Consider the following 24,786-nt stretch of genomic DNA (forward strand, 5'->3'; position numbering starts at 1 on the left):
AAGGGCGGCCAGGCTAGCGTTTCCAGACCAACAGGAGCCGCCATGCCCGCCGCCCTTTCCATTTCCGGCCTCACCAAAGCCTTCGACCGCCCGGTCGTAAAGGGTGTCGATCTGACGGTCGGAGCCGGCGAATTCTACGCCCTGCTCGGCCCCAATGGCGCCGGCAAGACCACCATCCTGCGCATGGTGGCAGGCCTGCTCAAACCCGATAGCGGATCGATTTCAATCCTGGGTATTGACGCCCTGGCCGATCCGGTCTCCGCCAAGCGCCGCATGGCCTGGGTGTCCGATGAGCCCATGGTCTATGACCGCCTCACCCCGCTCGAATATCTCGATTTCGTCGCCGGGCTCTGGCAGGTCGGTCCGGCCCGCGCCCGCCAATCGGCACACGACCTGATCGACTGGCTCGGTCTCTCGCCCCATGCCAATGAACTGTGCGGCGGCTTCTCCAAGGGCATGCTGCAAAAGGTCGCCCTGGCAGGTGCCCTCGTGCATGACCCCGATCTCATCATTCTCGACGAGCCGCTGACCGGCCTGGACGCAGGTTCCGCCCGCCAGGTCAAGGATGTCCTGCGCAGCAAGACGGCAGCAGGCGTCACCGTCATCATGACCACCCATATTCTCGAAGTCGCCGAGCGCATGGCCGAACGTATTGGTGTCATTGCCGAAGGCCGCCTGATCGCCGAAGGTACGCTCGAGGAGTTGCGGACCCGCATCGGCCGCGAAACTACGCTCGAGGAAATCTTTCTCGATCTGGTTGCCCAGGGCGCGGCCGAAAACGGCCTGTCAAAACAGGACGCCGCGTGACCTTCGCCCCCGCATCGCTGCCCTGGCTCGCAGCACATGAATTTCGCCTCGCCTGGCGTGACACGCTGGCCATTATGACCGGCGGCCGACGCGTCCGCCTCTTTGGCTGGGCCGCAGGAGGCGGCACGGTCTTCGGTATCATGCTTCTCATCGCCTGGTTCGCGGTCCGGCCCTGGGTCGAGGCGGGCATAGTCATCGACAAGCAGGCGCTGGTGATGATCTCAGGCATGGGCCTGCTGTTCTGGACGGTCACCCTGTCCCAGGCGCTCGAAGCGGTCACCAGGGTCTATTATGGACGGTCCGATCTCGACCTGATCCTGTCTTCGCCGGCCTCAAGTGCCCGGCTATTTGCCGTCCGCGCCGGCACGGTCTTTGTCTCAACGACCGCCCTCGGGCTTGTTCTCGTCAGCCCCCTGGTCATGGCCCTCGTTCTGCAAGACGGTCTGCGCTGGTTCTCAGCCTTCCTGGTCATCATTGCCCTGGCTGCACTCTCTGTCGCCATCGCCATGGCTGTCACTCGCCTGCTATTCCGCCTCACCGGCCCCCGCCGTACGCGCCTGATTGCCCAGATCGTGGCCGGTATTGTCGGCGCCGGCTTTGTCATCGGTATCCAGGCCGCCGCCATTCTCTCCCACGAAGGCTTTTCGCGGCTCGCTTTCTTCCAGTCCGATGCCATCGTCGCCGCCGCGCCGGCTTCCGACAGCCTGCTCTGGCTCCCCGCGCGCGCGGCTTTGGGCGAACCCATGCCGGCCCTACTGATGATAGCCTTGTCACTCATTGCATTTGCGGCAACAGCGGCCCTCATCGCCCCCAGCTATGGCCGCCTGGCCACCGCCGCCGCCGGGCTCAATCATGTCCGCGGCCAGCGCCGACCGCAAAAACGGGCCTTCCGCCCGGCCAGCCAGCGCCAGGCCCTGCGCCGCAAGGAATTCCTGCTGCTCCAGCGCGACCCCTGGCTACTCTCGCAAACCCTGATGCAATTGCTCTATCTGGTGCCACCCGCCCTGCTGCTCTGGATCAATTACGGCGCATCATCCGGCGATGGCACTTTCATTGTCATTGTGCCGGTGCTGGTCATGGCCTGCGGCCAACTGGCCGGTGGCCTTGCCTGGCTCGCCATCTCAGGCGAGGACGCACATGATCTGGTCGCAACCGCGCCCCTTACTCCGTCCACGATATTGCGCGCCAAGATCGAGGCCGTGCTGACCATCATTGCCCTGGTCATGGCGCCGCTTCTGCTCATGATCGGCCTTGCCGCCTGGCCCATGGCGCTCGTCACCGCAGCTTGCGCTGCCGCAGCAGCAGCCGCGTCAACCACCATTCAGCTCTGGTTTCGCGTCACCGCCAAGCGTTCAATGTTCCGCCGTCGTCAGGTCGCCTCGCGGGCGGCAACCCTCTGCGAGGCCTTTTCATCCATCCTCTGGGCTGGTACTGGCGCGCTCTGGGCCGCAGGCCTGTCCCTTGCCATCGGCCCGGCAATTCTGGCCTTGCTGGTTCTGGCAATTGCCCGCCTCCTGGCGCCCCGTCAGGGCTAGTCCGTGCGCCGGATCTCAATCGTGCTTTTCGCCGAGCAGGTCCGATATCAGCCGCACTAGCTGATGTTGCCGGTGCGTGTGGGTCTTGGCAAAAGTGGTCCGGAGCTGGTTGCGGACCGTATGCACACTCAGGCCCTTGCGCGCGGCGATCACGCCAAGCGTCTCTCCGCCATAAAGCGCAAGCGCCAGAGCGGTTTCCGCCGGGGACAGGCCAAACCGCTTGCCGAGTTCGTCAGCCAGTCTTTGTTTGATTTGCCCTGCGCTTGCTTCCATGAACAGGAAGGCCACGGGACGCATCTGGTCATCCAGGGCAAAGCGCTTTTCACCGGCCGCCAGAGGGCTGGGCACCAGGCTCATGCGCCAGCTCGCACTGCCCTTTCCCAGTTTGAGCGATACGCGATGTGGCAGCAGGCGCATGGTGCCAAAGGCAATTGCCTGAATACCCTTTGCAAGCAGGTCTTCGGCCTGCGGGTCAGCAAAGACCAGCGCCCCATTGCTGCTGATCTGCGGTTCGGCCCAGTCATCGATGAACTGCTGCGCCAGTGCGTTCATGTAGCACAGATGGCCCTTCGAATTGAGCGCCACCGCAGCGATCGGTAGCCGTGCGACAAATTCTCGAGGTCCTCCGCATTGCCTGGCTTGGGCATGCGTCTGGCCGCATCGAAAGCGCGCGACAGATGCGGGGCAATGCGCGTCATCATCGTCTTCAACTCCGGATTGCGCTGCTCCTCATCCTTGAGGCGCACATTTGCGGTCAGGCCGAAGAAGCGGTTGGCATCGGAAAAGAAGGTGATGCCGACCCCGGTCGCGATGTCTTCCTGTGGACGCACCCAGTCATGGTAGTATTCGGTCGTCAGGAGCGACTGTCGGTCCAGCAATTGCTCTGCCGTTTGCGCCACCCCGACCGGTGCCTGCGCAAGACCCGGTGCCCAGGCGTTTACCCTGGAATAATAATCGATCCATTGCTGCATATAGTCCTTGTCATAGCCGCTATGGACCATGCCAAGATGGCTGTTTGCCTTCAGGTCATGCCCCCAAAGTGCAAACTTCACCCCATCGAACCGGGCATTCAGCCCATCGATCCAGTTCTGCCAGGATAATGTGCCGTGCATCGCCTGGTAGATCTGATCCACCAGATCATCATTGTCGGCAGCCATCCCCCCTCCTGGTTGCGACTAGCACATGCTGTCTCGGGCCTGACCCGATCAATAATGCTTGCGAAGAATACCAAATTACATAGCACATTTGCACTATGTGAAAGGCGTAATATTTGACGCTTAACGCAAAACTGGTGATTTCCAGTCGCACCACGCACGCACCAACCCCTCCAATTCCACCTGCTTGCCAGCAAGGTCTGCGGCGTCATGCACCTTCATGGTTCGCGCTTCCTCGCCCGTCCCCTCCAGACTTGGAAACTGTCCCGGAATACGCGCGCCATTGTGCACCAGAAGGCTGACATGTTTCTTGGAGCGGGGATTGAAGCTGGCCAGATTGCCATTGCAGACAAAGGTCGGCGTCTTCCATTTGATGGTTTCGCCCAGCCGCGCATCGGCACCCAGCATTACGGCGCGAACCGCCTGCATCAGCGTCTTCTGCGGCGAGTCATACTCGGCAAACCAGGCATCCACCTCTTGCTTGCACATCGTCCTCCCCTTCCGAACAGGCAGCGCAAGATCAAAAACTAACGCTGCCTGCGACGGAGAACAATCGGCTTCGAGGACCTAGAACAGGATCGCCAGGCCCATCATCGCCATGATCAGGATGATGACGATGCCGATGAGCATGATGCCGGCAACGATCTTGGCGAGGGTTGCCGCCGCCCCGGCCAGTCCGGAAAACCCCAACATGCCGGCAACAAGCGCGACGACGACGAGAATGAGCAAGAGTTGCAGCATTGGATATCTTTGCCTTTTGTCTGGTTCATCTTGCAAACGTCGCCGCTCTTGCTCCGTTCCAGCATGAATGCACGAAATATCCGGTCTTAACCGGATGTGAGGGGCGGTCACGCTAATATACGCTCTGGCCGGGGAGATTGTTGTTGCGGCACCTGCTGAGATGGACCGCTGCCATTGTGGCAATACTGGTGCTGCTGGGTTTGACCCAGTCCGGCATGCTGGCCTCGCTCGACCGCCGCCTGGACGATTGGCGATTGGCCGCCACGTCCCGACCGGTGAGCGAGACGACCGTCGTCGTTGAGATCGACAGCCAAAGTCTGGCGGAAATGGGCATCTGGCCCTGGCCGCGCAGCCTGCACGCCGCCCTGCTAGACCGTCTCATGGCCGCAGGCGCTGACGAAGTGGTCTTCGACATCGACTTTTCAAGCAGCCGCGATCCCTTCGACGACGCCCAGTTCACTGCGGCCCTGGAACGGGCAGGCGGCTATGCATGGCTCGCGGCATTTGCCCAGACGGGGGCTGATGGCCAATTCCATTTTTCCCGACCCCTGCCTGAATTCGCAGCCAGTGCCGGCTCGGTTCTGGTCAATGTGCTGTTGGACCCGCTGACTGCAACGGCACGCAGCCTGCCCGTTTCCGCCACGGATGAACATGGCACTATTCCCGCTCTGGCGGTTCAGCTTGCCCGCAATCAGTCCGCCTTGCCTGAAATCCTCGAGATCGACTTCAGCCTGAACCTGGCCGATCTGCCGCGCCTGAGCTTCACAGATGTTCTCTACGGTCGCGTAGACCCGGCCCTGCTCGCGGGCAAGCAGGTCATCGTCGGGGCCAGCGCCATCGAGTTGCGCGACTTCTTCACTGTTCCTCGCTATGGCGTGATACCAGGGCCGGTCCTTCAGGCTTTGGCTCTGGAGACCCTAAAGACTGGGCGGATCCTGACCAATTGGGGTCACCTGCCCGGCGTTCTGATTGTCTCCGCCCTCGCGCTTCTGCTGCTCTTCCGCCCACGCCGGGCCAATGTGCCGACCATTTTCGCCACCCTGGCAATGACGTCTTTTCTCGGCGAGGCCATGGCGCTCTTAGCCTACGCCCAACTCAACCTGCTGGTCAGCACCGCCAGCCTGCATGTTGGCCTGGTCATCCTGTTTGGCCTGGCCCTGGCAGACAATGGCTACAATCATCTCCTTGCCCGCCGTGCCGCGCAGGACCGTTTGCGTTTTCTGGCCACCCACGACGCGGCGACCGGCCTGCTCTCCCAGCAGGGATTGATGGAACTGCCCCGCACGCTGGTGCCGCAAGTGCTTCTGCTGCTGCAGGTTCAGGCCACTGACGAACTGCGGGTCACGCTGGGCCACGATGTGGTCGAAGCTGTGCTGTACCAGTTTGCCCACCGCTTGGGGCATGCCGGGTTCACCGAGGTTGCGCGCACCGCCCCCGCGACATTCGCCTTGCTGCGCGGCGATGATGGCGATGCGGACGGATTGGCCCGCACAGCCACCCAGCTCAGAACGAGCCTTTCGGGCGAATATCATGCTGACGGCCACCACCTGCATATCGAAGTCGTCGTCGGGTATGCCAGCGGCGCGCACACACGCGCCGAACTGCTCAATCAGGCAGAGATCGCGTTGATCCAGGCCCGTGCCGATCGGCTTCAAACCCGAAGCTTCAGCCCTGCGGACCAGTCGATCCTGGACCGTCACCGCCGGCTTGATCGCGATCTGCGCCGGGCTCTGGGCCGCAATCAGCTTCGATTGAACTTCCAGCCCCAGGTCGATCTCAAATCTCGCAACATCATCGGCGCCGAAGCCCTGATGCGTTGGGACCACCCCGAATTGGGCCCGGTCTCTCCCGCCGAGTTCATTCCGCTTGCCGAGGAAACCGGCCTCATCGTCGAGCTGGGGCGTTGGATCCTCTTCGAGGCCTGCCAGCAGGCAGCCGCGTGGCCAAGCCCGATTACGGTGGCCGTCAACGTATCGCCGATCCAGTTCCAGCATGTCGATCTGGCCGCAACCGTGGCGAACGCCCTGCGCAGTTCGGGCCTGCCGGCCTCACGTCTCGAACTGGAAATTACCGAGAGCAGCCGGGTCACAGATCCCGGTCGCGTCCACGCGGTGATGTGGCAATTGCGCGATCTGGGCGTACGCCTCGCCATCGACGATTTCGGCACCGGCTATTCGTCGCTCAGCTATTTCCGCGACCTGCCCTTCGACCTGGTCAAGATCGACCAAAGCTTCGTGCGCGACCGCACGTCCGCTTCAGACCGCAATCTGCTGGCGGCCATCGTCGACCTTGCGGCCAGGATGGACAAGCTCACCATTGCCGAAGGCGTCGAGGATGAGGCGACGGCCTGCCTGTTGGGCGCACTCGGTTGCAATTACGGCCAGGGCTATTATTTCAGCCGCCCGATTTCAGACACCGACATGCACGCAATCCTTGCGGCCCCGGCCCGGAACCCTCCGGGCCTAATTGCCCAATAGGCCCAGCCCCAGACCCAGCCCATTGCCGCCACCGACGCTCACCTCGACATCGACAATGCCCAGGTCGACATCAACGCTGGCGCTCCCACCATTGCCATTGCCGTTGTTGCCGTCGCCACCCTGACCTTGGGCATTGCCGCTATTGCCAACACCGACATTGACGGAAACACCATTGCCGCCGCCAACGGAGGCGCTGGCATTGGCATTGCCAGCACCAACCGCGGCATTTGCGCTACCATTGCCAACGTCGGCCGACGCGGTCACGCCGTTCCGGCCATTGCCGTTGCCATTGCCGTTGTTTCCCTGCCCGAGGCGAACGTTCGCACTCACCCCATTGCCCTGACCACCGGCATTTACACGCGCATTGATATTGGGAACGCCACCAGTCCTGACCGCTTCGAGTGCCGCTTCGGCAGGCAGGTTACCGTCCAGCACTGCGGCCCGGGCCGCAGCAGGCACCGGCTCGCCATCGATAAGGAAAACGGCCTTGTCCGCCCCCGGCCCGCTGATATCCAGGGGCGACGCTTGGCTGGCAGCGGCCGACTGCCCGCGGGTCACATCGACCACCATGTCATGCACGTTGTCCTGCACCTGCACCACGCCGCTCCCGACATCCACCCGGGCCTGTCCATTGCTGTAGGTGACTGTGAACTGTGTACCCTTGACCACGGCGGCCAGCACCGGCGTCTGCACGGAGAAATGCTGCACATTGCGTTTCTCGGCTTCAATGGTCACAACGCCGCTGCTCTGAATGACGCTGGTCATCTTCTGGCCCGCCGCATCCCGAACGGCTATCTGGGTGTTCGGACCCAGTGCAATGCTCTCCTGGCCGCGCACCAGCTCCAGCCGCCCATTTGAGGCCGTGCGCACCTTGCCGCCATCGGGCACCACATCGCCCCGCTCAAGAGCCACCCAGGTATTGCGCTCGAACTGCATGACAGTGCCCCGCAGGCGTTCGGCAATCCATTCATCGGCCAGCGCGACCGAGCTGAAGGACATCAGAGTAAGAGCTGCAAGCACTGAACGAGCGATACGCATGGGTTTCTACCTCCAAGGCGGACTACTGCCCGCGCATTGGAAACAACTTCGCGCTTTACCTGCTTAATCGAGGCTTAATTCGGGTCTCGCCGCCCCCGGAACCCCGCTCACTTCATTGGCGAGGGTTAATGCGTTCCTGCGCAATACTGCCGACTTGTCAGAATTCCAATCCAGCCGGCACTGGTGGCGGTGTATGCACCACGGTAATCCGCACCCGCTCATTGGCAGCCATATAGGGGTCATTGGGGAAGAACGGCTCGCCCGTCGCCCGCCCGGTCACCGCCTTGAAGCGATCATCGCTCATGCCGAATTCGCCCAGGATCGAGCGCACCACATTGGCGCGATCCGCCGACAACTCCCACGGACCATAGCGGGGATTGTCGTAGCGCCCGCCCGCCGCTGTGTGACCCGATATCGTCACCTGCGCATTGAGCTGCTGCAGGATCGGGCCAATCGCGGCGATCGCTGCACGCGTCGGCTCCAGCGGATATTTCGACCCCTCTGGAAACATCGGTCGGCCCTGCTGGTCCACGATCTGGATATCCAGCCCTTCCTCGGTCTGCTCGACAAGCAGATTGTCCATGAACGGCGTTACCTCGGGCAGTGACTGCCAGGCCTGCTTGATGCTCGCCGCCGCACTGTGGAAGGCCTGCGCTTCGAGCGATTGCAGGTTGAATTCACTGTCGCTGCTGGCGCGTTGCTCGCTGCCTTGCTGGCGCGCGGCTCCGCCGATATGGGTATCCGTCGTGCCCTGGTCCGAGCTCTGCGGCGAGGCAGGGCGATCCTCGATCACGTCGGCCGAGGAGCCTGACATCTGATTGCCCGAATTGTCCATCGCATTGCCGCCCATGACGCCGCCAGCGCCACTGGTCGTGGTGCTCAGGGATGCCGGCGCGAAGTAGTTGGCCAGCCCCTCCTTCTGCTCGGGCGTCGTCATGCTGATCAGCCACATCAACAGGAAGAACGCCATCATCGCCGTCACAAAGTCGGCATAGGCGATCTTCCAGGCACCGCCATGGTGGGCGTGCCCTTTCTTCTTGATCTTCTTGATGATGATCGGCTGATCGTAATTCGCCATTCTGGCTGACCCCTGTTCTGGCTATCAGGTGGTGGCCGGCAGGGCGGCGGTCGCAGCTTCCACTTCGGCAAAGCTCGGGCGAACCTCGCTCATCAGTGCCTTGCGCGCGAATTCAATCGCCATCACCGGCGGCTGGCCGCCGATATGGGCCAGCAGGCCCACCTTGAGCGAGAGGAAATATTTGGACTCGGCCTCAAACGTGCTCTTGAGCGACTGCGCCATCGGCCCGAAAAAGCCATAGGCGACGAACACGCCGAAGAACGTGCCGACCAGTGCGCCGCCGATCAGATGCCCCAGCACTTCAGGTGGCTCCGAGATCGCGCCCATGGTCTTGATCACGCCCAGCACCGCCGCCACGATGCCCAGCGCCGGCGTGCCGTCCGCGACCGCCTGCATGGCAGACACGATCCGTTCCTGCTCCTGGTGGTGCGTTTCCAGCTCCTCGTCCATCAGCGCATCCATTTCATGCACATTGTTGGACCCCATGGTCACCATGCGCATGTAGTCGCACACGAACTCCACCGCGTGGTGGTTCTTGGCAAATGTCGGGAAGGCGTTGAACAGGGTGGAATTATGCGGGTCTTCGATATGCGGCTCGATCCCCAGAATCCCCTTCTGCTGGATCAGCTTGTACATCGAGAACTGCAGGCCCAGCAGCTCGACATAGGCGGCCTTGTTGTATTTCGGTCCCTTGAACAAAGTCCCGAACATCGAGGGCACCGCCTTGAGCACCGGTGCGCCATTGGCGATGATGAAAGCACCGATCGCCGCACCCAGAATGATCACGAATTCAAAGGGTTGCCAAAGCACCTCAACATGGCCACCCATCGCCGAATAGCCACCAAACACGCAGGCAAAGACGACGACGATACCGATAATCAGACGCATTGGGCTTACTCGAAACGCGGATACAAAACGGGCATGAGAAGCAGGAAACGCCGCTTCCGTGGCTCACATAATGGTCCGCTCAGGCTTAACAGGGGGTGTATGTCCCCTCCCCCGATGATCGCGATCAGCCTCCCCCCGGCGCAATTTCGGGCCGCCTCTGGCCCGTTTGGCTGTGGCTATCCTCCACCAGCGGCCGGATTTCCATCCGCCCGTATTGAAGGATCGGATCGTCGGCAAACAATGGCGTCAGCGCATCTAGGCTCTCCGCCTCAAGCAATACGAAGCCGGCGACAACCTCCTTGGCCTCCGCATAGGGGCCATCGAGATGGATCAACTCGCCATTCTCGAAGCGCAGCACCCGCCCCGCATTGGCGTCGGCCAGCGGCGACGCATAGATCAGATGGCCGCTGGCCCGCAATTTATGGTCATGCTCGATAGTGGCGTCGTCCAGACGCTGGAAATCATCCGCACTCATCCCGTCCATCGCACCGGGCTCGATATAGACAAGAGCCATAAACCGCATTGCCGTCCTCCAATCAGGTTCTGACCATGCGACGATCCAATAGGTCGAATTTCGACAACGCCACGAAAAAGGGCCGTTCCCCATGGCAGAAACGGCCCTTCCAGTGCTGTTGCTAAATGGCTTGTCGCGTGCGCCCTAGACTGTCCCGCGCTCCTTGCGCAGCGCCACCACCTTGTCGACATCGGCCGCCGAATGACGCTCGTAAAGGTGCTCGTCTTCCGGACCACCCGCAGCGTTGACAGTGCGCCCGCGCTTGACCGGTTCACGCGCATCGATCTGCTCGGCCCAGCGAATGACGTTTTTATAGGTACCGACATCGAGGAATTCGGCCGCATTATAGGCCCGGCCCAGCACCATTCCGCCATACCAGGGGAAGATCGCCATATCGGCGATGGAATAGTCACTGCCTGCAATGAATTCCTTGTTCGCCAGTTCGCGGTCCAGCACATCGAGCTGACGCTTGGTCTCCATCGCATAGCGATTGATCGGATATTCCAGCTTGACGGGCGCATAGGCATAGAAATGCCCGAAGCCACCGCCGACAAAAGGCGCGCTGCCCATCTGCCAGAACAGCCAGTTCATCGTCTCGGCCCGCTTGGCCGCATCCTTGGACAGGAACGCGTCGAATTTCTCCGCCAGATAGACCATCATTGACCCGCTCTCGAACAGCCGGACCGGCTCTTTCGGGCCGTAATCCATCATCGCGGGGATCTTCGAATTCGGGTTCACCGATACAAAGCCCGACCCGAACTGGTCTCCCTTGCCAATATTGATCAGATACGCGTCATATTCGGCGTCATGCCCGGCCGCCAGCAGCTCCTCGAGCATGATGGTGACCTTCTGCCCATTGGGGGTTGCCAATGAGTAGAGCTGGATGGGATGCTCGCCTCGCGGCAACTCCTGATCATGGGTTGGCCCGGCGATCGGCCTATTGGTGCTGGCAAAGGCACCCCCGTTTTCCTTGTCCCAGGTCCAGACTTTGGGCGGCACATATTCGGTCATCGCAGCAGCTCTTTCGACAGTGTCCTGAAATCACGGCGAATGATTCATCGCCTTTCGCCGATATAAGCACAGATCACGCCGAGCGTAACCCTTCCTATCAGCAAACTTGCCAGCCCCCGCGCCCGGGGCTACTGCTCGCCCATGAACACGCCCCCTTTCGATATCTTTCTGGTCGCCACCCCCGGCCTTGAAGCCCCGCTGGCCGATGAAGCGCGCGCCGCCGGCTTCAGCCTTGCGACAATCACCGATGGCGGTGTCACTTTTCCCGGCACCTGGCCCGATGTCTGGCGTGCCAATCTGGTGCTGCGCGGCGCCACCCGCGTCCTGGCGCGCATCGCCTCCTTCCGCGCCCTGCATCTGGCCCAGCTCGACAAGCGCGCGCGAAAGCTGCCCTGGGCCGAACTCCTCCGTCCCGACGTGCCCGTCCACGTCGAGGCCAGTTGCAAGCGCTCGCGCATCTATCACGCCGGTGCTGCTGCCCAGCGTGTCGCCACCGCCATCAGTGAGGAACTGGGCGCGCCCATCGCCGAGGATGCCGTGCTCCGCATCATGGTCCGCATCGAGGACGATCTGGTCACCATCAGCATCGACACATCCGGCGAGTCCCTGCACAAGCGCGGCTTCAAGGAAGGCGTTGCCAAGGCCCCGATGCGCGAAACTATGGCGGCGATGTTCCTGACCCAATGTGGCTATACCGGCACCGAACCAGTGCTCGACCCCATGTGCGGCTCGGGCACCTTCGTCATCGAGGCCGCCGAAATCGCCCTCGGCCTGCATCCTGGCCGCACGCGAACCTTCGCCTTCGAGCAGCTTCCCTGTTTCAACGCCAAGGCCTGGGCAGAACTCCGCGAACCTGCCGCCCCAGCCCCGACAACAATGCGCTTTCTTGGCTTCGACCGCGATCCCGGCGCCATCCGCATGGCATCGGAAAACGCCACCCGCGCAGGCGTTTCGGACTGCACCGGCTTTGCCCAGCAATCCATCGAAGACCTGACCCCGCCCGAAGGCGCGCCGGGCCTTGTGATCGTCAATCCACCCTATGGTACCCGCGTGGGCGAAAAGGGCCCACTCATCGGTCTGCACCGTACCCTGGGCACAGTTCTCAAAACGCGCTTCTCCGGCTGGCGCGTCGGCATCATCACGGCAGACCGGCAACTGGCTCAGTCGACCGGCCTCGGCTTCGAACCGCCACTGCCACCAGTCCTGCACGGCGGCATCCGCGTCGGGCTCTATCGGTCCAGGCTTTAGGTTTTCAGACGAACGCGTAGCGCCCCTCCCCTATCAGGGGGAGGCTAGGTGGGGCGTTCCTCCCCCTAAGCCGCGCGTTCCCCCTCTGAACCCGCCACGTCTTCAAGCCGCATAAAGCCACGCCGCAGAGCGGCAAACACATCCGGGTCGAGCCCCGACCCGACTTCCTTTTCCATGATTTCGAACGCCGCAGACACCGGCATCGCCTTGCGATAAGGCCGGTCTGCCGTCAGCGCGTCGAAAATATCGGCCACGGTGACAATCCGCGTATCGAGGTCGATTGCGTCCGCCTTGATGCCATGCGGATAGCCCCGGCCATTGAGCTTTTCGTGGTGGTCCCCGGCAATCCGCGCCATGTCCTGAAATGCTGCGATCTTGGACAGGATCACCCGCCCCAGCTCCGGGTGCCGTTTGATTTCGGCCCACTCGTCATCATCCGGCTTGCCGTTCTTGTCGAGCACGCTGTTGGAGACGCCCAGCTTGCCGATATCGTGCAGCAGGGCCGCGCGCTTGAGCCAGCGCCGCCGCTCGGGCGCATAGCCCATTTCCTCGGCAATCAGGTCGGTGAACAGCGCCACCCGGTCGCTGTGACCGGCCGTAAACGGACTTTTGGCGTCGACCACCTGCGCAAAGCCGGCCGCGATATCGTCCAGATAGTCCTCATCCACCGCCCGCGTCAGCGCCCGCGGCTCCAGCCCCATCACGCGCTCATGCAGGTCATTGCTCAGCATGGCCTGCCAGAACCCGGCATCGTCTATCATCCCGGCCAGCAGGGCCACCAGTTGCGGATCGAACCAGCGCCCGGACCGCTCGGTTACCTCGGCCAGTGCCGCCTTGGCTCCGCCGCGCATGAAGAATACGTCCACCACCTGCGCCAGCAGCGCAATGCGCGCAAACAGCGAAATTGCTTCGCCTTCCAGCTCCACTGGCTGCCCGCTTCCGTCCCAATGCTCGTCGAGATCGAGAATGCCCTGCGCCACGGCTTCGGAAAACCGCATGGACCGGGCGATCACCGCACCCCGCTGGCATCGCGTCTCGATCAGTTCCTTGGAGATTTCCCCGCCATTGCGCGCAATATGCACCAGCGTCTGCAGCCGCTCAACAAAGCCCGACCGGCGGCCGGTATTGGCAATCAGAAAACGCAGGATCTCGGGCAGCTTGGTGTCGACCACCTTGTAATTGCTTTTGAAGCTCAGATCGTCGGCCAGATAGAGCTGGCAGATCCGCGCGGCATTGGAGCTGCATCCGATATCCTTGAGCAGCAGCGTATAGTAGAGATCCGAAAGCTCGGCCTGGCTCAGTCCCAACCTCATGCCCAGATGCATGCCGATCCAGCAGCACCGCAGGCTGTGTCCAACGGGTTGTCCCTCGGTAATGTCGAGCGCAAAGCTGAGCGCCCCCACCACTTCGGACAGATACACCACTTCGCGTTCGGCCACGGCACTCCCCTTTCGTGCCGCCCAGCCTATGGCAAAATCCTTAAGGCAATACCCAGATCCGGTGTCGGCCGCCCCCCGCCGATCCATCCAATTTGAACCAAATCCTAACCATGTGATCAGCCATGCGTCCTCCGCATGCAACGATCCGCCACGCCAGCGCTTCCTCTTCCAAGCTTTCCCCGTAACCGCGTATGGAGGCCAACCAAATGTCCAACGCTTTGCGCATTCTGGCCGTTGAAGATCAGCCGCTCCTGCTGCTCGATCTGGCCGATCAATTGACCCAATGCGGCCACGACGTCCTGACGGCCGGCAGCGCCCGAACGGCTGCGCGCCTGCTCGACGCCCGCATCGACGCTCTGATTACCGATATCGAACTCGGCGACGGCCCCGATGGCCTTGCCTTGGCACGCCTCGCCGCTCAGGGCCGGCCTGGTCTGCCCATCATCGTCGTCTCCGGCGGCGTGCGGCCCATGCCTGCCGATCTGCCGCCCGGGGCCGTGTTCATCCCCAAACCCTATGCGGTCAACGCCATCCTGTCCGCGCTGCAACGGAATTCCTTATCGCGCGCTGCATGAAAAAAGCCCCGGCATGAACCGGGGCTCCTACTGATGGATTGGACGCCTATTGGCTGGCGGGGGCATCGGTTGCGGGCGCCTCTGTCGTTGAGCCGGCCGCATCGGCTGGTGGTGGGGCGTCACCGCAGGCAGCAAGTATCAGGCCGGTTGCAACGGCAATCGCGGCAAGTCGCAGATTCTTCATTTCAACCTCTGTGTTCGTCTCCGATCCGATTTGGATCACGGCAATGTGAGGCCAAGAACAGGGCGGACCTATGGCCGCTCTTGGGCCTTTTGGCGGCGAGTGGCTCGAGCGGCGGGAACGAGCCCGAAGCCTGAGTTGATGACGTCCCGTTGCCAGAGATGGCCCGCCTGCGTCCTGTCACACGCCCGTTGCCGCCTGCCGCTATCCTGCCGGCCGTCTCAACTGCCGGACCGACATGGACATTCTCAACGATATCGTCCTGCCCCTTGCAACCTCCCCCTGGGTCTATCTGGTCGCCCTGTTGCTGGTCGTGCTCGACGGGGTCTTTCCTGTCTTTCCTAGTGAAGTGGTCGTGGTCGGCCTGGCGGCGCTTGCCGCTTCCAATGCTGTCCCGGACATTATCCTGTTGCTGCTGACCGCCTCGCTCGGCGCCATGCTGGGCGACAGCCTGACCTATGCACTGGGCCGTCTTGTCGGCGTTCGCCGCCTTCAAGCCACCCGCTTTCGCCCCCTGGCCCGCCTGCTGCGCTGGGCCAGCCGGCGCCTGGGGCCGCGTGCCGGCATGGTGGTGCTCACTGCCCGCTTCATTCCCTTTGCCCGCCTGGCCGTCAATCTCACCGCCGGCAGCACCGGCTTTGCCTATGCACGCTTCGCTCCATTCTGCTTCATCGCCGGTGTGGTCTGGGCCGCCTATAACGTCACCATGGGCTATCTCGCCGGACAATGGTTCCACGACCAGCCGCTGCTGGGCATGGCTCTGGCCATCCTGCTCGCGGTGCTAATCGGGCTTCTGCTCGATCGCTTCGGCGCCCGTCGCCGCCGTTCTGCAGCCTGAACCGATCGCTTTGTGGGAACGGTCACGGGCGTCAGACGTTTATCTCTCACACCACCAAGGAGATGAAAATGGACTGGAATCGCATTGAAGGCAGTTGGAAGCAGTTCACGGGCAAGGCCAAGGAACAGTGGGGCAAGCTGACCGATGACGATATCGCCCAGATCAACGGCAACCGCGAGCAGCTCGAAGGCAAGCTTCAGGAGCGCTACGGCAAGACCAAGGACGAGGTCCGCAAGGAAGTCGATGATTGGTCGAGCCGCGTGAACTAGGCGGCCAGCCGCCCTCTCAAAAGCCCGGTCATTGACCGGGCTTTTTTGTGCCTCCATCCATGCTAGCTTCGGCCCATCGGCACCAATCGATCTGGACACAGCCATGGCCGGACACCGCATCTTTTCCACCAGCGTCGCCAGCGTCTATCCGCTCTATATCGCCAAGGCGGAGAAGAAGGGGCGCTCCAAGGCCGAGGTCGATGAAATCTTCCGCTGGCTCACCGGCCACGATCAGGCCTCGCTCGAAGCCGAACTGGCCAGCAAGACCACCTTCGAAGACTTCTTCGCCAACGCCCCAGAGCTCAACCCCAACCGCGCCCTCATCACCGGCGTCGTCTGCGGCATCCGCGTTGAAACCATCGAAGACCCCCTGATGCGCGAACTGCGCTATCTCGACAAGCTGGTGGACGAACTGGCGAAGGGAAAGAAGATGGAAAAGATATTGCGCCGGCCCGCGCCATAGTCGGGGCTGCCTCACTGGCCGTTTCACTTCGCCACGAGCATGCCTACATATTGGCAAAGCCAGGCTGCGTCGGGCAGCGGCCTTCATGTCGTCGTCAGCAGGAGAGTGTTCAGTGAGCGTAGCCTTTACCAAGGAAGACAGCGCCGAGACGGCCGCCGAAACCATGCTGCCGGAAAAACCCGTTCCCCCGGGCCCCAATCTCGTGACCGCCAATGGGCTGGCCGAACTGCAGCGTCAACTGGCCAAGGCCAGTGCCGCCTATGAAACCGCCCTCGCCATCGAAGACATCAACGAACGCCGCCGCCATTCCGCCAATCCATACCGCGACCTGCGTTACCTCAACGAACGCCTCCGCACCGCCCAACTCGTGCCGCCGCCTGAAAGCAACGACATCGTCGCCTTCGGCTCCCGCGTCACCATCGAACGCGACGACGGCCGCACCCAGACCTACACCATCGTCGGCGAAGACGAAGCCGACCCCAAATCCGGCACGCTCTCCTTCGCCTCGCCCCTGGCGCGGGCGCTGATGGGTAAGGGCGTGGGTGACGTGGCGGTGTTGGGCGAGGCAGAGGTGGAGATTGTCGGGATTGGGTGAGTGGAATGGCCACCACATCTACCACCCCACTGCGCGTCACCCTCGGGCTTGACCCGAGGGCTCTTCACTTGGCGCGTCAGCGCACGCGCCAACAACATCATTTGGGCGTCCATGATTGCGGCCCCCTAGATGCCATCTGAAGTACAGAGCCCTCGGGTCAAGCCCGAGGGTGACGACCAGTGTGCGGGGCGACATAGAGACAAGACGAATCCCCCTCTTCACCTCCCCCTGAACAGGGGGAGGTAGCGACGCTAGGCCCAAAGGGCCGTAGCAGAGCTAGGTGGGGGTGTTTCGCACACGACCTGCCTCGCGAGAAGTGTCCAAGCCATGCCGCTGGCGCTGCCTCTCTAGGGCATCCCGAATGTCAGGACGGGGAAGTTCCACCCTACTGCCTTTGTGCGGTACTTTACTGCATGCACATATTCATCGACGAGTCGGGCACGTTTGCGCTTTCCACGAAACCAGCAAGCATTTCAGCGGTCGGTAGCCTGACAATTCCCGATCATAGTATGCGTGGATTCGAGAAACTGTATGGGCGTATCCGACGTACGCTGCCTAAATCCGATGGTCAGGTGAAAGGGCGATTGCTGGGCGAAAAAGAAGTTGGCGAAGTTGTGGAAGTGCTGCGCAAGATTGGAGGCATCTTCGAGGTCGTCTTGATCGACCTCGCGATGCATTCCCTCGAACAACTTGAAGCCCATCGCGCTAGACAGGCCGTCGCAATCACCGCCCATCTGACTGATGAACACCACCCAGACTTCAAGCACACGGTATGGAACCTGCGTAGCGACTTAGAGCGGATGCCGATTCAACTATATGTGCAAGCGGTCGCGATGGAAAATCTAGTATATCACACAATTAATAACGCGCAGACGTACTACGCTTTTAGAAGTCCGGCGGAACTAAAAAACTACCACTGGATCGTTGACGCGAAGCACAATGGGAGCAAAATTACCCCGTGGGAAGACTGGTGGCGCACAGCCACACTACCTATGCTGGCGTCGCACACATTCCGGGCGCCTTTCATGCAGGTAGAGGGAGGTGACTATAGTGGCCTCGCTCGGTTCAGAACGACTGTGAGCGATTGGAAGCGACAGTTCGCTCCCACTTCAACCCCAGGCGAGTTTTTTGACCTTCGTCTCTTGATGGATGAGAGTTTTCGATTCTCGGATGAGAGCGAGTTCGGACTTGAAGCGGTCGACATACTCGTCAACGCAATGCGACGGTCCCTGGCCGGGAACTTTACTCGCGAAGGCTGGCTGAAGTTAAGCCAACTGATGATCAATCGTGTTCCACACTGTTTTCAGTTCATTCGACTAAATGAAGGCCCCCTGCCCCAGTCACCTGCCTACGTATCTGTGCTCAAAGATTTTAAGCGTGGTGGACGATCTATGCTGCCTCCTCGCCACTATCTTGAGTGAGGTCCGCCCACCCCCTTCCCTTTCCCCTCCTCTTCCGCTAAACCGCCCGCTTAACCACCATGTTCGGTCTTTTCCCCTGCGGCGCAGTGCTCAACTGCAGCGCGGGTTTCGTGCGGACGGGTGTGTCCGGGCGATTCTCTCCCTCGTCCGGCAGTCAAGTTGAACGAGCCAGAGCGAGCCCCGAATGCCAAAGCGTACCGACATCAAATCGATCCTCATCATCGGTGCGGGCCCGATCATTATCGGGCAGGCCTGCGAGTTCGACTATTCGGGCACCCAGGCCTGCAAGGCACTCAGGGAAGAGGGGTACCGGATCATTCTGGTGAACTCCAATCCGGCGACGATCATGACCGATCCGGACCTGGCCGACGCCACCTATATGGAGCCGATCACCCCCGAGGTCGTCGCCAAGATCATCGAGAAGGAGCGCCCCGACGCGCTGCTCCCCACCATGGGCGGCCAGACCGCGCTCAACTGTGCCCTCTCGCTGCGCAAGATGGGCGTGCTCGAAAAATACAATGTCGAGATGATCGGCGCCACTGCCGAGGCCATCGACAAGGCCGAAGATCGCGAGCTGTTCCGCGATGCCATGAAGAAGATCGGGCTCGAAACCCCGCGCTCCATGCTTGCCCACAACACCATCGAAGCCCTGCAGGCGCTCGAAGTGATCGGCCTGCCCGCCATCATTCGCCCAAGTTTCACCCTGGGCGGCACCGGCGGCGGCATCGCCTATAACCGCGAGGAATACCTCGCCATCTGCGAAAGCGGCATCGACGCCTCGCCCACCAATGAAGTGCTGGTCGAGGAAAGCGTGCTCGGCTGGAAGGAATACGAGATGGAGGTTGTCCGTGACAAAAAGGACAACTGCATCATCGTCTGCTCGATCGAGAATATCGACCCGATGGGCGTCCATACCGGCGACTCCATCACCGTCGCTCCGGCCCTGACGCTGACCGACAAGGAATACCAGATCATGCGCGACGCCTCTTTGGCAGTGCTGCGCGAGATCGGGGTGGAAACCGGCGGCTCCAACGTCCAGTTCGGCATCAACCCCAAGGACGGCCGCATGGTCGTTATCGAGATGAACCCGCGCGTCTCGCGCTCCTCGGCGCTGGCCTCCAAGGCCACCGGCTTCCCCATCGCCAAGGTCGCCGCACGTCTTGCCGTCGGCTACACCCTCGATGAACTCGAAAACGACATCACCGGCGGCGCCACCCCGGCCAGCTTCGAGCCGACCATCGATTATGTCGTCACCAAGATCCCGCGCTTTGCCTTTGAAAAATTCCCCGGCTCGGACAATCGCCTGACCACTTCCATGAAGTCGGTGGGCGAAGCCATGGCCATTGGCCGCACCTTCCAGGAATCGCTGCAAAAGGCCCTGCGCAGCCTCGAAACCGGCCTCACCGGACTGAACGAAGTCGGCATTCCCGGCCTGGGCGAAGGCGAGGACAAGAACGCCATCAAGGCGGCCCTGGGCACCGGCACACCGCAACGCCTGCTGCACGTGGCCGAGGCCATGCGCCTGGGCGTCTCCAACGAAGACATTTACGACGCCTGCAAGATCGACCCCTGGTTCATCGAGCAGATGCGCGGCATCGTCGACATGGAAGCCAAGGTCAAGGAATTCGGCCTGCCCCAGGACGCAGCCAGCCTGCGCATGCTCAAATCCATGGGCTTCTCGGACGCGCGCCTGGCACAGTTGGCCAATCTCAAGGTCTCCGACGTGCGTAAGCTTCGCCACAGCCTCGATGTACGCCCGGCCTACAAGCGCATCGACACCTCCGCAGCCGAATTCGCTTCTCCGACCGCCTATATGTATTCGACCTATGAAACGCCCTTTGCCGGCAAGGTTGCGGACGAGTCCCGCCCCACCGACCGCAAGAAGGTCGTCATTCTCGGCGGCGGCCCTAACCGTATCGGCCAGGGCATCGAGTTCGACTATTGCTGCTGCCACGCCGCCTTCGCGCTGGCCGAGGCCGGCTATGAGACCATCATGGTCAACTGCAATCCCGAAACCGTCTCGACCGACTACGACACCTCGGACCGCCTCTATTTCGAGCCGCTGACCGAGGAAGACGTCATCGAAATCCTGCTCACCGAAAAGCAGAACGGGACGTTGCATGGTGTCATCGTGCAGTTCGGTGGCCAGACCCCGCTGAACCTGGCCGAGGCTGTGGCCAAGGCCGGCGTGCCGATTCTGGGCACCCAGCCCGAAGCCATCGACCTGGCCGAGGACCGCGACTTGTTCATGAAGCTCCTGAACAAGCTCGAACTGACCCAGCCCAAGAACGGTATTGCCTACTCACTCGAACAGGCCCGTCTCGTCGCCGAGCGCCTCGGCTACCCGCTGGTCATCCGCCCGTCCTACGTGCTGGGCGGCCGCGCCATGGCCATCGTTCATTCCGCCAGCGAATTCGAGCGTTATGTGCAGGACACGCTGACCGGCCTCGTCCCGCCCGATATTCTCCAGCGCTATCCCAACGACAAGACCGGCCAGATCAACTCGGTCCTGTCGGACAACCCGCTGCTGTTCGACGCCTATCTCTCCGGCGCCACCGAAATCGACGTCGATTGCCTGTGCGATGGCAAGGACGTGTTCGTGGCCGGCATCATGGAGCATATCGAGGAAGCCGGCATTCACTCAGGTGACTCGGCCTGTTCCCTGCCCCCGCGCACCCTGCCGCCCGCCATCATCGACGAGCTCAAGCGCCAGACCCGTGAACTGGCCTTCGCCCTCAAGGTCGGTGGCCTGATGAACGTGCAGTTCGCCTATAAGGACGACACGATCTACCTCATCGAGGTCAATCCGCGCGCCTCGCGCACCGTGCCTTTCGTGGCCAAGGTCATCGGCGAACCCATCGCCAAGATCGCCAGCCGCGTCATGGCCGGCGAGAGCCTGGCCAGCTTCAATCTGGTGGAAAAGCAACTCAAGCACATCGCCGTCAAGGAAGCCGTCTTCCCGTTCAACCGCTTCCCCGGCGTCGACACCGTACTCGGCCCGGAAATGAAGTCGACCGGCGAAGTCATTGGCCTCGACACCGATTTCGCCATGGCCTTCGCGAAGTCGCAGATGGGCGCCGGCCAGAAGGTTCCGACCTCGGGCAAGGCGTTCATCTCGGTGCGCGACAGCGACAAGCCCGATATTGTCGATATGGCCCGCCATCTCGTCGAAGCCGGTTTCGAAATCCTCGCCACCGGCGGCACTCAGCGCTATCTGGTCGATAACAACGTCGCGGCCACCAAGATCAACAAGGTGCTCGAGGGCCGTCCGCACATCGTCGACTCGATGAAAAATGGCGGCGTGCAGCTGGTCATCAACACCACCGATGGTCTCAAATCGATCTCCGACAGCCGCGACATCCGCCGCACCGCACTCCTGTCCAAGATCCCCTACTACACCACTATCGACGGCGCCCTCGCGGCCGTCGAAGGGATCATCGCCCTCAAGCAGGGCAGCCTCCAGGTCCGCGCCCTGCAGGACTATTTCGCGGCCTAGAGCCGACCCTCGACCTGTCTCCTCCCCTTCTTCAGGGGGAGGAGACGTCGCTGGGCCCGAAGGGCCGCAGCAAAGCTGGGTGGGGTGTGCCCAAAGGCTCGACACGCCCAATCAGCTCACCTAAAACCACTCCACCATGAAGTCCGCAGACCGAACCAGCGCATAGCGCTTCTGCCCGCAAATCAAGCGGGAGGAAGCGCCCTTACACCGGCCGCCGCGCCGGCGATGGCTGCTGCGCATTCGGCTCTGTGCATTTCCGCCCGCAATGGGCGCCACTTCATGGAACAATCATGTCCAACTATTTTGATAGCCCTTTTCTGGGTATTCCGCTCGACCGCCAGGTCACCAATCCCAATATCGTGGTGGGCCGATACAGCTACTACTCGGGCTACTATCACGGCCATTCCTTTGACGACTGCGCCCGCTACCTGATGACCGAGCCCGGCGTCGACCGGTTGATCGTCGGCGCCTTTTGCTCCATCGGCTCGGGCGCCGCCTTCATTATGGCCGGCAATCAGGGTCATCGGAACGATTGGGTCTCGACCTTTCCCTTCGCGTTCGTCCCCGACGCGCCAGAATTCGCCTCGGCGAACAATGCCTTTCGGCCCGCTGGTGACACCATCATCGGCAGTGATGTCTGGATCGGTTCGGAAGCCATCATCATGCCCGGCGTCACCATCGGCCACGGCGCCGTCATCGGCACCCGAGCCCTGGTGACCAAGGACGTCGAACCATACGCCATTGTCGGCGGCAATCCTGCCAAGCCGATCCGCAAACGGTTTGGCGACGCCGAGATTGCCATGCTGCTCGAATCGGCTTGGTGGGACTGGCCGATCGAACGCCTGAGCGCAGCAATACCCTTGCTGACCTCCGCGGACATCGCGGGCCTCTACGCCTTCTGGCAGAAAAACTAACGCTACGGCGCCGGGCGGACACGAAATCCGCCCGGCGCACCACCGCACCTCTTCCCCCTCCGCTCATCTGCCGTTCAGACTGGTCCTGCTACCAAGCCGCATCACCACTGAGGGGGACGCCATGATCCGCACACTTGCCACCACTGCCCTGCTGCTCGCCAGCACCGGCATCGCTACCGCCAACGACCTCGAAACCGCGATCGATCAGTTCCTTGCCCCGCCCGGCTATGAGCGGGTTGATATCGAGGCACTGGAACAGTCCTTGCAGGACTATTGGCTCGACACCACCACCATCAGCCCCGGCGGCGCAGTCGGGCCCATCGAGAAGGCCCTGCTGATTGCCACTGGCGCTATCCCGTCCGAGCGGACCCGGACTGCCCTTGCCTATGGCGAATTGTACGACGAACAGCACGGCAGGCTCAGCTTCATCGAGCTTCGCCACTACAATATGGGGCCGGCAATCCGCGACATGGCAATTGAGGCCTATGGCGCGGACAACACGGCAGACGCTTCGGAATTTGGCGAGGGCGAGCATCTCGGCTGGCGCTTTGTCTTCATGCCGCTCATGGGCAACACCGCCGTTCTGGTCGATGCAGCCCGAACCGTCATCGACCCCGATATCGCTTACGATCAGGACTGTACGGGCCGGCCCTGCATGGACCTCGATTATCCCTTCGACGCCATCGCCGACTGGGCAGAAACCGACATGTCTGCCCCCCATTGGCCGCGCCAATACTCCGAAAGCGATGGGCTGATCGCCACGCCCGCCCATGCCGCCGCCGAACTGGCAGTCATAAGCTGGTCGGCCAATGTGGAATCAGGCGCCTATCAATGGACCGGCGGAGAGCGCCCGGAATCGGCTGACTATTTCCACCCCTGGCGCTTCATCGGCATCGACCGCAATCTGGGGCAGGAAGCGGCCATCGACGCGGTCTGGCAGGAAACCCAGCTCATGGACGATTCCCTGTCGGCCATGGCCTTCCGTCGGCTTGAGCTGCCCGGCGCGACCTATTGGTTCGGCGCCGCCACACCGCGCTAGACGCGGTCCCTTTTAGCCTGCGAAAAACCGGTCCACCAATGCCAGCGCCTGGGTGACATCCTCATCAGCAACGTCAAGATGTGTCACCCAGCGCTGCTGGCCATAGCGGCCCGTAACGCCGACGCCATGCTCACCCAGATAGGCGGTGAAGCGCTCGCCCAGATCGGCCGCCATATCGACCCACAATATATTGGTGTCGGGCATGGTGACCCGCAGTGCCTCATGCCGCGCCAGCCCCTCGGCCAGCGCTTTGGCCCGCCGGTGGTCCTCGGCCAGCCGGCCAACATTGTGTTCCAGGGCATAGAGCCCCGCTGCCGCCAGGATGCCCGACTGCCGCAGCCCGCCGCCCAGCATCTTGCGATGGCGTCGCGCTGTCTCGATCAGATCCTGCCGCCCGACCAGCACCGACCCGACCGGCGTGCCCAATCCCTTCGACAGGCAGATCGAAACCGTGTCGAACGGCGCCACGAAATCCTTGATATCAAGATCGAGCGCCACGCACGCATTGAACGCCCGCGCGCCATCCAGATGCAGGCCCAGCCCATGCCGCGCCGCGATTTCCGCTACGGCCGTCATATAGTCCACCGGCAGCACGCGACCACCAAACGTGTTTTCCAGTGCAATCACCCGCGTCGTGGCAAAATGGTTGTCGCCGCTCTTGATGGCGGCCTCGATCTCGCCCAGCGCCATGGTGCCATCGGCCTGATGCGCAATCGGCTGCGGCTGTATCGAGCCCAGAACGGCCGCCCCGCCCGCCTCATATTTGTAGCAATGCGCATTCTGCCCGGCGATGAATTCATCGCCCCGGCCGCAATGGCTCATCAGCGCCAGCAGGTTCGACATCGTCCCCGAGGGCACGAACAGTGCCGCATTCTTGCCCAGCATCCCGGCCATGCGCTGTTCGAGCAGATTGACTGTCGGATCGTCGCCGAACACGTCATCGCCCACCTCGGCGGCGGCCATGGCCGCTCGCATCCCGGCACTGGGCCTGGTGACCGTGTCGGATCGGAAGTCGTGACGAATGGCATTCATGGCAGGCTCCTTTTAGGAGTGCCCTTCTGCCAA

24 protein-coding genes are annotated in these 24,786 nt (G+C 62.1%); 13 read left to right on the forward strand and 11 right to left on the reverse strand.

Annotated elements, in window-relative coordinates; translation table 11 throughout:
* The first annotated feature begins 42 nt into the window (after positions 1–42).
* Together DDE76_RS16980 and DDE76_RS16985 are read left to right on the forward strand one after the other, a co-directional pair.
* Positions 43–807 carry an ABC transporter ATP-binding protein gene (locus tag DDE76_RS16980; protein ID WP_104893712.1) on the forward strand — a complete coding sequence of 255 codons (765 nt, stop codon included), beginning with the start codon at positions 43–45 and terminating at the stop codon, positions 805–807.
* Positions 804–2,342, forward strand: coding sequence for a permease (locus tag DDE76_RS16985; RefSeq protein ID WP_104893711.1), 1,539 nt, complete (start codon positions 804–806; stop codon positions 2,340–2,342). Before DDE76_RS16980 ends, DDE76_RS16985 begins: the two co-directional genes overlap by 4 nt.
* A 15-nt stretch (positions 2,343–2,357) precedes the next feature.
* Here DDE76_RS16985 and DDE76_RS16990 read toward each other — a convergent pair whose 3' ends face one another.
* From DDE76_RS16990 to DDE76_RS17005, 4 genes are all read right to left on the reverse strand, one after another.
* The gene (locus DDE76_RS16990) at positions 2,358–2,894 is read right to left on the reverse strand and encodes a helix-turn-helix transcriptional regulator (protein ID WP_104893710.1); all 537 of its coding nucleotides are present in this window, start codon (positions 2,892–2,894) and stop codon (positions 2,358–2,360) included.
* Complete coding sequence (locus DDE76_RS16995) at positions 2,891–3,499, reverse strand: hypothetical protein (RefSeq protein ID WP_104893709.1); 609 nt, start codon at positions 3,497–3,499, stop codon at positions 2,891–2,893. Before DDE76_RS16995 ends, DDE76_RS16990 begins: the two co-directional genes overlap by 4 nt.
* Before the next feature lie 120 nt (positions 3,500–3,619).
* On the reverse strand, positions 3,620–3,985 hold the full coding sequence (locus DDE76_RS17000) for a DUF1801 domain-containing protein (RefSeq protein ID WP_104893708.1): 366 nt from the start codon (positions 3,983–3,985) through the stop codon (positions 3,620–3,622).
* Between the two features lie 78 nt (positions 3,986–4,063).
* Entirely contained in the window at positions 4,064–4,237 is a 174-nt protein-coding gene (locus DDE76_RS17005; protein WP_104893707.1) for a DUF1328 family protein, read from the reverse strand.
* A 143-nt stretch (positions 4,238–4,380) separates the two neighbouring features.
* On the opposite strand from DDE76_RS17005, the gene DDE76_RS17010 reads away from it, so the two are divergent.
* Positions 4,381–6,714: a putative bifunctional diguanylate cyclase/phosphodiesterase gene (locus DDE76_RS17010; protein ID WP_104893706.1), complete on the forward strand. Its 2,334-nt coding sequence runs from the start codon at positions 4,381–4,383 to the stop codon at positions 6,712–6,714.
* Here DDE76_RS17010 and DDE76_RS17015 read toward each other — a convergent pair.
* From DDE76_RS17015 to yghU, 5 genes are all read right to left on the reverse strand, one after another.
* Positions 6,700–7,752 (reverse strand): FecR domain-containing protein, encoded by a 1,053-nt coding sequence (locus DDE76_RS17015; protein WP_104893705.1) that lies wholly within the window; start codon positions 7,750–7,752, stop codon positions 6,700–6,702. The genes DDE76_RS17010 and DDE76_RS17015 overlap by 15 nt on opposite strands.
* A gap of 157 nt (positions 7,753–7,909) precedes the next feature.
* Positions 7,910–8,830: a flagellar motor protein MotB gene (locus DDE76_RS17020; protein WP_104893704.1), complete on the reverse strand. Its 921-nt coding sequence runs from the start codon at positions 8,828–8,830 to the stop codon at positions 7,910–7,912.
* A gap of 24 nt (positions 8,831–8,854) precedes the next feature.
* On the reverse strand, positions 8,855–9,718 hold the full coding sequence (motA, locus tag DDE76_RS17025; protein WP_104893703.1) for a flagellar motor stator protein MotA: 864 nt from the start codon (positions 9,716–9,718) through the stop codon (positions 8,855–8,857).
* Between the two features lie 124 nt (positions 9,719–9,842).
* Positions 9,843–10,241: a YciI family protein gene (locus tag DDE76_RS17030; protein ID WP_157955870.1), complete on the reverse strand. Its 399-nt coding sequence runs from the start codon at positions 10,239–10,241 to the stop codon at positions 9,843–9,845.
* 135 nt (positions 10,242–10,376) lie between these two features.
* Positions 10,377–11,243, reverse strand: coding sequence for a glutathione-dependent disulfide-bond oxidoreductase (gene yghU / locus DDE76_RS17035; protein WP_104893701.1), 867 nt, complete (start codon positions 11,241–11,243; stop codon positions 10,377–10,379).
* A 141-nt stretch (positions 11,244–11,384) separates the two neighbouring features.
* Between yghU and DDE76_RS17040 the strand changes: the two genes are divergently transcribed.
* Complete coding sequence (locus tag DDE76_RS17040; RefSeq protein ID WP_104893700.1) at positions 11,385–12,491, forward strand: THUMP domain-containing class I SAM-dependent RNA methyltransferase; 1,107 nt, start codon at positions 11,385–11,387, stop codon at positions 12,489–12,491.
* Positions 12,492–12,556: 65 nt separating this feature from the next.
* On the opposite strand, the gene DDE76_RS17045 is transcribed toward DDE76_RS17040, so the two are convergent.
* Positions 12,557–13,930 carry an HD-GYP domain-containing protein gene (locus DDE76_RS17045; RefSeq protein ID WP_245892031.1) on the reverse strand — a complete coding sequence of 458 codons (1,374 nt, stop codon included), beginning with the start codon at positions 13,928–13,930 and terminating at the stop codon, positions 12,557–12,559.
* Positions 13,931–14,136: 206 nt separating this feature from the next.
* Between DDE76_RS17045 and DDE76_RS17050 the strand changes: the two genes are divergently transcribed.
* The 9 genes from DDE76_RS17050 (at position 14,137) to DDE76_RS17090 (ending at position 23,721) form a co-directional block, all read left to right on the forward strand.
* Positions 14,137–14,505, forward strand: coding sequence for a response regulator (locus DDE76_RS17050; protein ID WP_245892032.1), 369 nt, complete (start codon positions 14,137–14,139; stop codon positions 14,503–14,505).
* 419 nt (positions 14,506–14,924) lie between these two features.
* Positions 14,925–15,524: a DedA family protein gene (locus tag DDE76_RS17055; protein WP_104893697.1), complete on the forward strand. Its 600-nt coding sequence runs from the start codon at positions 14,925–14,927 to the stop codon at positions 15,522–15,524.
* Between the two features lie 68 nt (positions 15,525–15,592).
* On the forward strand, positions 15,593–15,793 hold the full coding sequence (locus DDE76_RS17060) for a CsbD family protein (RefSeq protein ID WP_104893696.1): 201 nt from the start codon (positions 15,593–15,595) through the stop codon (positions 15,791–15,793).
* A gap of 103 nt (positions 15,794–15,896) precedes the next feature.
* Complete coding sequence (locus DDE76_RS17065) at positions 15,897–16,256, forward strand: DUF2200 domain-containing protein (RefSeq protein WP_104893695.1); 360 nt, start codon at positions 15,897–15,899, stop codon at positions 16,254–16,256.
* A gap of 112 nt (positions 16,257–16,368) precedes the next feature.
* Complete coding sequence (gene greA, locus DDE76_RS17070) at positions 16,369–16,851, forward strand: transcription elongation factor GreA (protein ID WP_104893694.1); 483 nt, start codon at positions 16,369–16,371, stop codon at positions 16,849–16,851.
* 413 nt (positions 16,852–17,264) lie between these two features.
* Positions 17,265–18,272 carry a hypothetical protein gene (locus DDE76_RS17075; protein WP_104893693.1) on the forward strand — a complete coding sequence of 336 codons (1,008 nt, stop codon included), beginning with the start codon at positions 17,265–17,267 and terminating at the stop codon, positions 18,270–18,272.
* Between the two features lie 184 nt (positions 18,273–18,456).
* Complete coding sequence (carB, locus tag DDE76_RS17080; RefSeq protein ID WP_104893692.1) at positions 18,457–21,768, forward strand: carbamoyl-phosphate synthase large subunit; 3,312 nt, start codon at positions 18,457–18,459, stop codon at positions 21,766–21,768.
* 290 nt (positions 21,769–22,058) lie between these two features.
* Positions 22,059–22,682 carry a type B chloramphenicol O-acetyltransferase gene (catB, locus tag DDE76_RS17085; RefSeq protein ID WP_104893691.1) on the forward strand — a complete coding sequence of 208 codons (624 nt, stop codon included), beginning with the start codon at positions 22,059–22,061 and terminating at the stop codon, positions 22,680–22,682.
* A gap of 121 nt (positions 22,683–22,803) precedes the next feature.
* Entirely contained in the window at positions 22,804–23,721 is a 918-nt protein-coding gene (locus DDE76_RS17090; RefSeq protein WP_104893690.1) for a hypothetical protein, read from the forward strand.
* 12 nt (positions 23,722–23,733) lie between these two features.
* Here DDE76_RS17090 and ltaE read toward each other — a convergent pair whose 3' ends face one another.
* Complete coding sequence (gene ltaE / locus DDE76_RS17095) at positions 23,734–24,753, reverse strand: low-specificity L-threonine aldolase (protein WP_104893689.1); 1,020 nt, start codon at positions 24,751–24,753, stop codon at positions 23,734–23,736.
* Positions 24,754–24,786: the final 33 nt, after the last annotated feature.

This window comes from Devosia indica, from assembly GCF_003056405.1.
In the GTDB taxonomy this organism is placed as follows: domain Bacteria; phylum Pseudomonadota; class Alphaproteobacteria; order Rhizobiales; family Devosiaceae; genus Devosia; species Devosia indica.